Below are 13148 nucleotides of genomic sequence, written 5' to 3'. Positions count from 1 at the left end.
GTCTTCTGCGATAGCGGCCGCGTTCGCGGCGGAGACAAGAAAAGGGAGGTTGGTATTTTGAACAAGCTTCGCGGTTTTAGTATGACGCCATTGGTATAGACGGTCGGAGGTTCGCTAACTAGTTGGCGGTGACTGCTGTCAGGGTCGAGCCAATGGTGAGCAGATCGAACCCGTATTGGCGGCGAAGCAAGGATCAGGGGAGCAGGCTAAACAATGAACTATGCTATCGAGGAAGGTCAGACGAGCAAGATCGATTTGGAGATGTTCGAGGTTGGTCTCGGCAGTGCCATTTATCTTCGTCTGCGGGGTGCTGAAGGAGATATCCGAATTCTTGCCGACGGCGGCGTTGGCCGTGGCTATCGGGAAGATCATATCCTCACCAAACTCAACGAAGTATTCAAAAGGGAAAAGGTTGCAGAGCCGCGCGTCGATTTGATGATCGCAACCCATTATGACGAAGATCATCTTAAGGGCCTCGTCCCGATCGTTCGGAAAGGCATTGCGATCGGCGACGTTTGGCTGCCGCCAGTGGCGAGTGAAGATCGCGATCTGCCGGCTGGCGCGCAGCCAGCCCGCGAGGACATGCTTGGCGAGGCGCTGAAAACCGTACCTGGTCTGATGTGCTATCTGCGTAAACGGGGCCAAGAAATTAAGTACGCCCTTCGCTTGCTGGATCGGCTCGGCGACGAAGGCAGCAATTTTGATTTAGACTATCTTGGCCGTCGTCATTTTGAGAACTGGGGCGAAGGCCTCTCTGACGAACAGCTTGAAGCTTTGATCCGTCCATTCAGGATCGCTTATGGCGAAGCTGGAGGTCCGGCGGCAGGGTGCGAGCACGCAGATAACGCTGACCTGATCGATCCAATCGCCCATGCAGCTGTGCTGAATGACTTCGATCACAGGGTCGCTTGGCGGAGTAGGCGCTATCGCGACCGGATCGATCTAGATGGATTAGATTATTGGGCTAAGCGTCTTAGGGCGTTTGGCGATGCAGGGGCAGCGACCCAGTCATTGCGGCATCTCGTCAAAACTACTGCCCGCAAAGCGATTAACGGCGCCGCGCTACATCGACTGACTGTGGCTCTCAATAAGGCCAATATCGTCCCTCAATACCTGACAATCAATCGTGGCATTCCAGAGGATTTTCGCTGGGATGCAGCACTCCAGCAGTTTGAGCCGGCGTCAGGCCCAGGAGTTGCTGAAACCCAAATCGCGCTGATCGGCCCGTCCGACTGGTTGGTCAGCAAGTTCCGCGATCGGCTGCCTGCGCGTACAGCGGCATATATGGCCCTGGCTAGCAAAATATCGGTCAAAGGAATTACGCCAAGTAATGATCTCAGCTATGTCTTGACGATCAGCCACGCTGGTCAGCAGATACTGATCTGCGGCGATACCGGCATGTGGGATTTTAAGGTTGGCCGCAAAGGGTTCGAGCAGAAGCTGATTGACCGCTTGACGGATGTCTCAGTGGCGCAGGTGGCGCACCATGCGGGGCTGAACCGCTATTTCTATCACAGCTTGCGCGAGGCTTGGCGTGAAAGGAAGGATACGATGCCATATCTACTCGTCTCTCACGCTGAGAACGACGCTCACCGACCCAACGACGAATTCAAGACCTTCGTCCGGACAGCTTGGAATCCAAATGCCACGAACCTCCTATTCACATCCCAGCCATTGCCCGCGCGTGTCGCGCATATCGGCCACAGACTGCACAAACTGGAGAATGTGCCGATGCCAATGGGCCGCTGCGACATCCGAATGAGCTATGGTTCTGCCGGATGGGCGGTGCTCCAGCATGGGATTAAGGTCTAGGGTCTATCGGCGATTGCGGGGATGCCCGCAAAGCGAAGAGAAGCGGGAGCGCGATGCCCGTCTCGGCTTTCAGTCCCCTAAGCCAGCCCTTGGCCGTCTATATGTGGGCGAAGTTGGCCAGCCGCTCCTGGCTAGCCCCCCCCGGCTGTGAGTTGTGATCAAGGATATTGACCGTGACGATGGATCGGGATGTACAGATCGGTTGTCGCGACAATAACTCGATCAGTATTAGTGAAATGGTGAGAACGGCATAATAAGGCCGCGATGACTTGCTACTTTTCTTTAGACAGAGAATTTCGGGTTTGGTTGGACGATGAACTGCCAATGCGGTAGTGCTTTGTCCTCGTAGTTTTCTGGAATATTTAACTCGAAGGAAGGAGGGTCACATTTTACATTAAGTGACCTCTTGAAGCTCCACTAACTGCTCGTCGCGGCTGCCTAGCGTGGTACACGTCAAGGTCGTGAATGTGTTCGACTTGGATCATGGTCGGTGGCTCTCCTCTAAGAACGCGCTCCCGGTCTTGCGCGAACTGACGTTCAAATACATCGACCCGGCTTTGAATGCCGCCGGTTCCTTCCGACAGGATGGGGCAGACCTCCCTAAAGAAATCCATACATTGGTCTTCGTACGAATAAGTCATGCCAAGCCTACTAGCGGACCAAGTTCGAAGAGCGCCATACTGATAGTATAGCGGGCGGCCTTGTGTCGGGCGTAGGTACATAGGTGGGTATGGCCTAGGCCCCTGATTGCGGGCTCGCCAACTGTGCAGGGTGGCAGGCTTTACATTTAGCAAGGCAGCTGCGTCAGTGGAGGGTACCAACCACCAAGGCGGAATAAGCGGCCAATTGGCAGGTTCTTTAAAGAGCTTCGCAGATGAGTTTTCGTTCATATTTACCTCGGTTTTGCAAATGGGGGGGCTGCTGCGGACGAGGTGTAGGTGGTGTAGCTCTAATCCTAAACTTCTCTAATTTTTTTCTATGGGGAAGTTAAGGAAAGAAGCTACACCACCTACACACCTCTTACCCTTGGTGATGGAGCCGCCGCAGCCGCAATCCCTGCCAGGCCTGACCGCGGCTGGACCGCTTGGGTGCATAACTTTTCTTCAGCATTTCTTGGCGAAACTGAGGCATGCTAAGAGCGCGGATGCCACTCATCCCACACCAAGTCCGATAGTGGATATACAAGGCCTTTGCGCCGACGGTTCCACCTGCGATCGATTCTGTCTCATCCTGAAGAAAGGCCGCAACCATGTCGGAGGAAACAACAAACTTAGCTACCTCTTCTTTAAGATCGCTAGGCAGCGCTAAGCCGATCTCCCGATATTGCCGTAAGCCTTCCAAGAGCAAGTTGAGAATGCCAGAGGCTTCAGCTTCAAGCTTCCGAGCAAGATTTGGATCGCGATCCGCTTCAGGCACCACACTATTGAACGGCAACAAGACTAACCGGCGCGCGAGGGCGGGGTCACCACCGTCAATCACCGGCAGCGCATTGGTTGTCATTACCAAAGCAAACTTTGCCCTGTATTCGACCTCTGCGCTATAGAGGGCGCGGGCGGTGATCTTATCATCCCCAGTAAACCGCTTGACCAACGGTGCGTCGAGGATTTCTCCAGTAGCAAGCTCGGAGGTTACCGCAAGGTGAACACCCTGCAGGCGAGCGACGTCGCTGCGGACTTTATCTGATTTCTGTTTAATCAGGGTGGCCGGTTCTACATTCGCAGAATAGTCCCCGAGAAGGTGGCTAACCGCGTTAATGACTGTCGACTTCCCATTCGCACCTGCGCCGTAGAGGATCGCAAACACCTGTTCCCGAGGGGCGCCGAGAAGCGCATAGCCAAGATAACGAAGCAGAAATGCGGCATGTTCGGGCGGCAGGGCCCAAGAAAGTACCTGCTTAAAGTGAGGGCAATCCGCGTCAGGATCGTAGGTCACGTCAGCGAGCATTGACAGCAGGTCTGTCGCATTGTGGGGCATCAGCTGGCCTGTCTCGAGGTCGAGCGTTCCGTTCCGCAAGTTCAATACTGACGGACGGGTGTCGAAGTCTGCAAGATCAGATACGATGTTTGGGTCGCTCATGATCAAGGTAGTTACCGCATTGATCCGCGTATTGGACAGATACTTGCGAGCTTCACGAACTGCTTCCACGTCGCCACTAGCCTTAACGGCTTCCACAAGGGCCGCCAACTGACACTTGATGCGTTCCTTGGCATAGCTACCGCTTGGATCGTGCTTCCAGTGCCGCCCGTCGAAGACACGCCAGCCGGTTTCGGGGATGTATCTGCAGAAGTATGAAATATCCCCTGCGACGATCCTTGATACCGGAAGGTCATGCAATTCCGCCTTTGGGTCGGCTTGATAATTCCTAGATACACTGTTGGAGATTGACGCAACCTCCCCTGCATCGAGCGGATCTGTACTGTTCAAATTGACTGCCTGAAGCTGCGCAAAAATTTCTCTCTCATCAAAGCCACGGCGCCGGAAGTAACCGGCCAAGCTTGTCAGGTCAGTGTTGCGCCGACCTTCGGACATGAAGTCCGCCGGTGCGTGGTTTGAGTTTGCAGCGGTCGGCCGAGCCAGGGCATTGACCAGCCATTCGGGAGCTTCGGGGAGTTGGATGTTAGTAAGCATTTGTGTTTTCCCACGTGTAGCGGTTACCGGAAAGGTGAACGGAAGGGGGCGCGACCACGTAGCCGCCTTCCCCACGGATATCGATGAAGGGGGCTAATTGGCCCGCGCTGTTGCGGATTTGGGCACTCGGCGCCGAGAGGTAAAGGTGCATGCCACCGCTTCCAGTGGTTACGCAAAAATCCCGGGGGATTTTTCCGTGCTTCGCGTCCAAATCGGCCAAACTCGAGTAGCCAGTCTTGTTCGGCCCGTCGTCCACGTCGATCACGATCAGGCCTGATACGGAGCCGGTCGCGATTCCGATGTTGGCGCTGGGGTGGCTCGTCCACCAATCAGTGATGGTCTGTGGATCGGTGGTGGCAGCCTTGGATCCACCTCCTACGAGAGGATGTTTACCAGCCGAGTTACAGTCGTGCTTACCGCAAGAACACTGGCCGTTTTTGATCCAATAAAGCGGCAGAACCGCCCAGCCGCGCGAAGCGTATTCAAGAGCGTGGTCAAGCATATTCATTGCGAAACTCCTTCGAACTGGCGGGTGGGCTGAGTTTCATTCTTCGCAAGCCACCTTTCGATGGCCTTTTTGCGGTAAAGGACCGTCCGCCCGACCTTGCAGCGGGCAGGTCCGACACGCAGAGCGTGCCAGCGGCTAAGAGTGCGCAATGAGACGCCCAAAAGGGCCGCTACGTCAGCGGGTCTCATATGAGAATTGCTAGTGTCCATCAGTATCTCCATTTGGTTTCTGATGGAGATAGATTTAGCAATGGTTGCCAGATTTCGCAAAGCCGACTTCGCGAAATTGTATTTGATATCAGTGGGTTAATTTCGCGAAATGCTATGGATTTCCCTAACTCACCTATTGACGGTGGACGCGGAAAAGCTGTTCGCGGCTCTCCGAAGAGGGTCATCCATCAGGTGCGCATAGCGCAACGTTGTTTGATGTTGGGAGTGCCCCAAGAGCTTGCCAATGGCTTCTAAAGGTACGCCATCGGAGATCAACACAGACGCAAAAGAATGCCGTAGATCGTGGACACGAAGTTCGTGCAACCCCGTCTCTTTCTTGAGCCAGGCCCAAGGACGGTTCAAATCTGGCATATGGGCGCCGGTCGATGTGGGGAAAAGATAACGGCTAGTCGCGCGTTCTCCCATGGTCTTCAAGAGAACCAGCGCTTCATTCGAAAGCGGAATTCGCTTCCGCTTTCTGTCTTTGCTCTTGTGAGGTGGACGGTTCCACAGGCCTTGGTCAAGGTCGAGGTCTTTCCATTCAAGCGACAGCACCTCGCCCCGGCGGGCCCCGGTGAGGATAAGGAGTCGGATAGCGTTGGCTGCCTGCTGATTTTGCATCCGGTCGAGGGCGTCAAATACCCGCTGGTACTCTGCGGTGGTCAGATACCGTTCGCGCGGATGCTCTGCATTCCTGCGGAACCCATCGGCAGGGTTCTTGTCAATCCAGCCCCAACGAATTGCCAAGTTGAGGGCTTTTCTGAGAACCTCAAGCACCCGATTTGCACGCGTGTTCCCAGCTTCGCTTACACGGGCATGCAGGCGATCCACATGGCTGCTAGAAAGCTCTTGAACCTGAACAAGCTGAAGCTCAGGCAGGATGAATTTCAACCACATGCTGCGTTGATCTGATTGGCTTCTATCGGCAAGGGTTGGTAGGTGGACGCGCTCGTATTCAGACCAAAGGTCTGTGACATTCGGTGCTTTTTTGCGTTGGTTTCGCTCCTCAAGTGGATCTTCACCTTGATCAATCCGGCGTCGGAGACCCTTTGCCGCTTCGCGGGCTGCGGCTGCGCTCCAAGCTGGATAGGAACCAATCGTCAATCGCCGTTCGCGCCGATTGATGGTGTAGTTTAGAATGAAGGCCTTAGCACCGGCCTTGGTGACACGAAGGCCGAAGCCCTTGATGGCGTCATCGTAATGGATTTTGTGGCCTTTTTCTGGCGCATCCGCCCGCTTGGTATATGTCTCTGTGATATTTGGCATGTGTCCGCTCTGTGTCCGGCTTCTGTCGGACATAGGTGGCATAATGTGACTCTTTAGGTCAATATATGACCAAGTCGATTTCCCGAAATTGGATATAATACAAGAGTTTATCCTGAAATTTGCATTATCGACCTTCAGGCTCATAACCTGAAGGTCGTAGGTTCAAATCCTACTCCCGCAACCAACTTCAGCGAGTAATCGCTTTCAGCAAGGCCCGCCTCTCCGGCGGGCCTTGCTGCGTTTCGGGGGCTAACTTTTTGTTCATTTTGCTAGCTGTCCAAGTGGATTTCCTTTCAGCTAGGCCTTTCGCGAAGAGCAGACGTTAGGCTGCAGACCGATTGATAAGGCTTCGTCATACCAGTGGGATCAGAGAGAGATCCGCGAAACTAATCTGAGAACCCGCTCGCAATGTGTGGAAAAGATGGGCGGCCGAGCGCCGAATGCTCATTTGCCGTGCAGTTCAATAAGGCCAAACGCCAGGCGGCTGTCTGTTCGTTGACGTTTCTATAGCTTACGCAAATGACGGTCCCATGAACCGTGACTTGCGCATCCTTGTTGTCGAGCCTGATCCCGAGCGCGTGCTTGGTATTATCGCCGCTTTGACGGAAGCGGGCTGGGAGGATGTCAAAGCCCTCGGGCAGATTTCTGCGCTGGACCGGACGGTCAAGGAATTCATGCCGGATATCGTTCTAATCGACCTTACCAATCCGGACCGCGATACGCTTGAACACATCTCTTTCGCGACGGAGACGTCGAAACGGGCTGTGGCGCTTTTTGTGGACCAGACGGATGAGAACCTGACGCAGGCGGCGTTGAACGCGGGGGTCAGCGCATATGTCGTCGATGGCCTCAAGATGGAGCGGATCAAATCAGTTCTTGAGACGGCAATCGCGCGCTTCAAGATCATGCGGCAGATGCAATCGGAACTGGATGCTGCAAAGCAGGCGCTCGAGGATCGCAAAACCATCGACCGCGCCAAGGGCATCCTGATGCGCCAGCGGAATTGTTCTGAGGATGAGGCCTATACGCTGCTGCGCAAAACGGCGATGGGGCAGAACCGCAAGGTCATTGACGTGGCGCAGGCTTTGGTCACGGCGGCGGATCTGTTGTCATGAAGGATATCGTCCTCAATTGCGGCTATGTGCCATTGGTCGATTGCGCGCCCTTGGTGATTGCCAAAGACCTCGGCTTTGCCGCCGAAGAAGGTCTGGCCTTTAACCTTGTGGCACAACCGTCGTGGTCGGCGCTGCGTGACATGCTGGCGTTGGGCCATCTGGATGCGGCTCACATGCTCTCTCCGATGCCGGTTGCGATGTCGATCGGGCAGGGCGGACTGCCTGCGCGGATTGATGCGCTGATGGTTCTGTCGGTGAATGGCACGGTGTTCGGGGTGTCGAATGCCGTCGCGGCAGAGCTGGGTGACTTGCCGTTCGGCGATGCGCAGGCGCTGTTGGCGGCCCTCGCTGCGCGGCGGTCGGGCCCGCTGCGGATCGGCGTTCCATTTCACTACTCTATGCACCGCCTGCTACTGTCCTACTGGACTTCGTCGGTCGAGGGCCTTGAAGTCCAAGAGATTACGGTGCCGCCGCCGCGCATGGCAGATGCGGTTGCCGAAGGTTTTGTCGATGCGTTTTGGGTAGGCGAGCCTTGGGGCAGCGTCGCTGTGCAGCAGAACGTCGGGCAGCTGATGATGACAGGCAGCGACGTCTGGAATTTTGCCCCCGAAAAGGTGTTGGCAGTACGCCATGATTGGGCCGAGGCCAACGAGGACGCTGCGCGCCGCCTGATGCGGGCGGTCTTTCGTGCGTCGGCTTGGCTGGACGCGCCCAAGAACCGCACACTCGCCGTCGAGATTCTGGCGCGCAGCGAACATCTGAGCATGTCGCCCGACCTGATTGACCCTGCTCTGTCGGGGCAAATCACACCCCGTGTGAACCACGCACCCGAACCTGTTGCGCGCTTTGTGCAGTTTCACAACCACGCGGCCTCCTTTCCTTGGCGTAGTCAGGCGGCGTGGATCGCCCAGCAGCTTGGAGCGCATGCTGCTGGTATCGAGAAGGCCAAGGCGTGCTTCCGGACTGATCTGTACCGCCAGAACCTTGCCGGAATCGGGGCCGACATGCCCGGCGCGTCCGAAAAAGTCGAAGGCGCATTGCGGTTCGAGACCGCCGTTGCCTCGACAGGCGGCCAAATGATTCTTGCACAAGATGCTTTCTTTGACGGCAGAACCTTCGAATTCCCGCGAGAAACGTGATGAATTATTGGGCAGCTTCTGCATTGCGGCAGAAATTGATGCGGCATTGCAGCATTTCCATTGCCGAGAACGCAGCGCCTTAGGCATCATGATCTCAAGGGGCAACGTCGCCCGTTAATCAGCGCTGGCCGATGTAGGTCGCGCACCATTCAAGAGCAAAGCCGCTCGTAGGGACCACGGAACTCCTCCCCCGTGATCTTTACGTGCGGCTTTTTTGTTTTTGCCCCTCGGGGCCGGGAAAGGAACGGAATTATGAAGACGACACTCGCGATGCTATTGGCCACTTCCAGCTTGCTGGCGACGACTGCGGCGGCCCAGTCCCTTGATCTGGAGAAAGAGGAACTGACCCTCGGCTTTATCAAGCTGACGGATATGGCACCTTTGGCCGTGGCCTACGAACTGGGATATTTCGAGGATGAAGGCCTGTTCGTGACGCTTGAGGCGCAGGCGAACTGGAAGGTCCTGCTTGACGGTGTCATCAGCGGCGAACTTGACGGCGCGCACATGCTCGCCGGTCAACCGCTGGCCGCAACGATCGGGTACGGTACCGAGGCACATATCGTCACGCCCTTTTCGATGGACCTGAACGGCAACGCCATCACCGTTTCCAATGAAATCTGGGAAGAGATGCGCCCAAATGTGCCGCTGATGGATGATGGTCGCCCGCAGCACCCGATCAGCGCCAGCGCATTAGCCCCCGTGGTCGAGGATTACCTTGATCGCGGAGAACCCTTCAACATGGGCATGGTTTTCCCCGTCTCTACTCACAACTACGAAATCCGCTACTGGCTGGCGGCTGGTGGGCTCAAGCCTGGCTATTATAGCGAACAGGACATTTCCGGTCAGATCGGCGCGGATGTATTGCTGTCGGTGACGCCACCGCCGCAAATGCCCGCGACGATGGAGGCTGGCACAATCTTTGGCTATGCCGTGGGCGAACCTTGGAACCAGCAAGCGGTGTTCAAGGACATCGGCGTGCCCGTCATCACCGACTATGACATGTGGAGGAACAACCCCGAGAAGGTCTTTGGCATCACCGCCGAATTTGCCGAGGAAAACCCCAACACGACACTGGCCCTGACCAAGGCGCTGATCCGCGCCGCCATCTGGTTGGACGAAAACGATAACGCCAACCGTCCCGAGGCGGTCGATATCCTGTCACGCTCGGAATATGTCGGGGCGGATTACGAGGTAATCGCCAACTCGATGACAGGGTTCTTTGAATTCGAGAAAGGCGATGTGCGCCCTGCGCCGGATTTCAACGTCTTCTTCCGCTATAACGCGACCTATCCATTCTATTCCGACGCGATCTGGTATCTCACCCAGATGCGCCGTTGGGGTCAAATCGACGAAACCAAGTCTGATGAGTGGTATTTCGAGACAGCCGCCGACGTCTACCGCCCCGACATCTACCTACAGGCTGCGCGCCTCTTGGTTGACGATGGCATGGCGAACGAGGCGGACTTCCCTTGGGACAGCGACGGCTTCAAAGAAGCGACACCAGCGAGCGACATCATTGACGGTATCCCCTTCGATGGCCGCACACCCAACGCTTACATCGACAGCCTGCCGATTGGCCTGAAGTCGGGACAGACCGTCATCGACGGCGAAGTCCAAGGCTAAGCCACAGCTGCCCGCCCTGCCACGCAGCAGGGTGGGCGGCGCATCCCCCTACAATTCAAAAGCAGCAGTTGGACACCCGATATGACCGCGATTGACCCTTCCACACTCGATATTGAGGCCCGCCGCCAGCGCCGGTTTGCCCGCATCAACAATGCCGACGCATGGTTCCGCGTGCTTGGCCTGTCATGGATGACGCCAATCCTGAAGGCTGCCGCAGGGGACAACCCACGCGGACAGGCCAAGGAAATCTGGCGTCTTCTGGGGGTGCCCCTTCTTGCGATTGCGGTGTTCATCGGGCTTTGGGCGACGCTGGCGCCGCAAGTGCAGACCTCTCTCGGTGCGGTTCCCGGGCCGGCGCAAGTGTGGGAGCAGGTGGGCGAGTTGCGTGCGGATGCCGTGCGCGAAGGGGAGCGCGAAGCGGCGTTCTATGAACGTCAGGAAGAACGCAACGCCAAACACATCGCCAATGGCGAACCGGATAAAGTCCGCGACCGCGTCTATACCGGCAAGCCGACCTATTACGATCAAATCTGGACCTCGATCAAAACCGTCTTCTTCGGATTTCTGATCGCCTCCATCGTGGCCATTCCGTTGGGTATTGCAGCCGGTTTGTCGGCCACGGCCAACGCGGCACTGAACCCGCTGATCCAGATTTTTAAACCCGTCTCGCCGCTGGCGTGGTTGCCGATTGTCACGATGATCGTCTCGGCCACCTACACGACCAGCGACGGGATGTTCTCTAAATCCTTCCTGATCTCGGCCATCACGGTGACGCTCTGTTCGCTCTGGCCCACGCTGATAAATACCGCCCTTGGTGTCGCGAGCATCGACAAGGATCTCGTCAGCGTTAGCCGCGTGTTGAAGATGAACACATACACCAAAATCACCAAACTGGTGCTGCCCTCGGCTCTGCCGCTGATCTTTACCGGCTTGCGCCTATCGCTGGGTGTTGGCTGGATGGTGTTGATCGCCGCCGAAATGCTGGCCCAGAACCCCGGTCTTGGGAAATTCGTGTGGGATGAATTTCAGAACGGCAGCTCGCAGTCGTTGGCACGGATCATGGTCGCGGTGTTCACCATCGGCATCATCGGCTTCCTGCTGGATCGGGTGATGTATGCGCTCCAGTCCATGTTCACCTTCTCGAACAACCGGTGATCGACATGGGTATTCTGCAATTCAAAGATGTCTCCAAAAGCTACGGCGAAACGCCGGTCCTGAAGGACATCAACCTGGACGTGGCTGATGGTGAATTTGTCGTCATCCTCGGCTTTTCGGGCACGGGGAAGACCACGCTGATCAACCTGATGGCAGGGCTGGAACTGCCCACCACGGGCAGCGTGACGTACAAAGGGGCGCCCGTCACTGAACCTGGTCGCGAGCGTGGCGTGATCTTTCAGAACTATTCACTGATGCCGTGGCTGACAGTGCAGGGCAATGTGGCCTTGGCGGTGAACACCATGTTCCCCGATCTGTCCAAAGCTGAACGTGCCGCCAAGGTGGATCACTATGTGAACATGGTGGGGCTGTCCCATGCGGCCACCCGCCGCCCCGCGGAACTGTCCGGCGGGATGCGACAGCGGGTGAACGTGGCGCGTGCGCTGGCGATGGACCCTGAAATGCTTTTGCTGGACGAACCGCTTTCGGCGCTTGATGCCCTGACCCGCGCCAATCTGGCTGACGAGATCGAGGCGATCTGGGACGAGGACAAGAAAACCTGTGTGCTGATCACCAATGACGTTGATGAGGCGATCATCCTTGCTGACCGGATCATCGCGCTGAACCCTGACGGCACGCTAGGAGAAGAGTTCAAGGTCGACATCCCGCGCCCGCGTGACCGCGTCGCGATGAACATGGATGCATCGTTCAAAGCGCTGCGCGCATTAGTCACGAACTATCTGATGGATGTGGGCATTGCGGCCAAAGTCGAAGAAACACGCGTGTTGCCCAATGTCACGCCAATCCATTCGGTGCCTGCGGCCGTTGCCAAGGCGCAGGAAAGCGTCATCGACGAGAAATTCCTGAACTTCTCGCAACTCGACAAGGTGTATCCGACCCCAAAAGGTCCACTGACCGTGGTCGAGAATTTCGACCTGAAAATCAACAGGGGCGAATTTATCTCGCTGATCGGTCATTCCGGCTGCGGAAAGTCCACCGTGCTTACGATGGCGGCGGGGCTCAATTCCATTTCCAAAGGGGCGATCCGCCTTGATGGCTGGAATGTCGAAGGCGCCGACCCCGAGCGGGCGGTCGTGTTCCAATCCCCCAACCTCTTCCCGTGGCTGTCGGCCAAGGAAAACGTCGCGATCGGTGTCGACAAGGTTTATCCCCGCGCCAGTCAGGCGGAACGTCAGGATGTGGTGGAATACTACCTTGAACGTGTCGGTCTGGCCGACAGCATGGACAAGAACGCGGCAAGCCTTTCGAACGGGATGAAACAGCGCGTCGGCATCGCCCGCGCCTTTGCACTGTCGCCCAAGCTGCTGCTGCTGGATGAACCCTTCGGCATGCTCGACAGTCTGACACGTTGGGAGCTTCAGGAAGTGCTGATGGAGGTCTGGTCGCGCACCAAGGTGACGGCGATCTGCGTCACCCACGACGTGGACGAAGCGATCCTGCTGGCAGACCGCGTGGTGATGATGACCAACGGGCCACAGGCCACGATTGGCAAGATTACCGATGTGAACCTGCCGCGCCCCCGTACCCGCAAGGCGCTGCTCGAACACCCTGATTACTACACCTATCGGCAGGAAGTGCTCGATTTCCTCGAGGAATACGAACACGGCAATGCGCCGAAATCGCCCTCCTCAAGTGGAACACCGAAACCCAATGCAATCGCGGCGGAGTGAAA

Annotated in this window: 10 protein-coding genes; 6 read left to right on the top strand and 4 right to left on the bottom strand. The window is 56.6% G+C overall.

What is annotated here, in order from left to right; genetic code table 11:
• The first annotated feature begins 213 nt into the window (after positions 1-213).
• A complete protein-coding gene (locus AC6GQJ_RS10220) occupies positions 214-1812 on the top strand; it encodes an MBL fold metallo-hydrolase (protein WP_500767859.1) in 1599 nt (532 codons plus the stop codon).
• 1020 nt (positions 1813-2832) lie between these two features.
• On the opposite strand, the gene AC6GQJ_RS10215 is transcribed toward AC6GQJ_RS10220, so the two are convergent.
• The 4 genes from AC6GQJ_RS10215 to AC6GQJ_RS10200 all read right to left on the bottom strand — a co-directional run bounded on the left by AC6GQJ_RS10215 (position 2833) and on the right by AC6GQJ_RS10200 (position 6423).
• Complete coding sequence (locus AC6GQJ_RS10215) at positions 2833-4440, bottom strand: phage/plasmid primase, P4 family (protein WP_500767857.1); 1608 nt, start codon at positions 4438-4440, stop codon at positions 2833-2835.
• The gene (locus AC6GQJ_RS10210) at positions 4430-4948 is read right to left on the bottom strand and encodes a bifunctional DNA primase/polymerase (RefSeq protein ID WP_500767855.1); all 519 of its coding nucleotides are present in this window, start codon (positions 4946-4948) and stop codon (positions 4430-4432) included. Before AC6GQJ_RS10210 ends, AC6GQJ_RS10215 begins: the two co-directional genes overlap by 11 nt.
• Positions 4945-5136 carry a helix-turn-helix transcriptional regulator gene (locus AC6GQJ_RS10205; protein ID WP_500773883.1) on the bottom strand — a complete coding sequence of 64 codons (192 nt, stop codon included), beginning with the start codon at positions 5134-5136 and terminating at the stop codon, positions 4945-4947. Before AC6GQJ_RS10205 ends, AC6GQJ_RS10210 begins: the two co-directional genes overlap by 4 nt.
• Positions 5137-5286: 150 nt before the next feature.
• Positions 5287-6423, bottom strand: coding sequence for a tyrosine-type recombinase/integrase (locus AC6GQJ_RS10200; RefSeq protein ID WP_500767853.1), 1137 nt, complete (start codon positions 6421-6423; stop codon positions 5287-5289).
• Between the two features lie 530 nt (positions 6424-6953).
• Here AC6GQJ_RS10200 and AC6GQJ_RS10195 point away from each other — a divergent pair.
• The 5 genes from AC6GQJ_RS10195 (at position 6954) to AC6GQJ_RS10175 (ending at position 13146) form a co-directional block, all read left to right on the top strand.
• A complete protein-coding gene (locus AC6GQJ_RS10195) occupies positions 6954-7538 on the top strand; it encodes an ANTAR domain-containing response regulator (RefSeq protein WP_500767851.1) in 585 nt (194 codons plus the stop codon).
• The gene (locus AC6GQJ_RS10190) at positions 7535-8677 is read left to right on the top strand and encodes a CmpA/NrtA family ABC transporter substrate-binding protein (protein ID WP_500767849.1); all 1143 of its coding nucleotides are present in this window, start codon (positions 7535-7537) and stop codon (positions 8675-8677) included. Before AC6GQJ_RS10195 ends, AC6GQJ_RS10190 begins: the two co-directional genes overlap by 4 nt.
• 252 nt (positions 8678-8929) lie before the next feature.
• Positions 8930-10300 carry a CmpA/NrtA family ABC transporter substrate-binding protein gene (locus AC6GQJ_RS10185; protein WP_500767847.1) on the top strand — a complete coding sequence of 457 codons (1371 nt, stop codon included), beginning with the start codon at positions 8930-8932 and terminating at the stop codon, positions 10298-10300.
• An 81-nt stretch (positions 10301-10381) separates the two neighbouring features.
• Positions 10382-11455, top strand: a complete 1074-nt coding sequence (locus tag AC6GQJ_RS10180) for an ABC transporter permease (RefSeq protein ID WP_500767845.1) — start codon at positions 10382-10384, stop codon at positions 11453-11455.
• A gap of 5 nt (positions 11456-11460) precedes the next feature.
• Positions 11461-13146 carry an ABC transporter ATP-binding protein gene (locus AC6GQJ_RS10175; RefSeq protein WP_500767843.1) on the top strand — a complete coding sequence of 562 codons (1686 nt, stop codon included), beginning with the start codon at positions 11461-11463 and terminating at the stop codon, positions 13144-13146.
• The last annotated feature ends 2 nt before the right edge of the window (positions 13147-13148 follow it).

The sequence above is a fragment of the Tateyamaria sp. 7Alg 36 genome, from assembly GCF_059882455.1.
The sequence above is the reverse complement of the archived record's forward strand: the minus strand, read 5'-3'. Positions and strand labels throughout refer to the sequence as shown.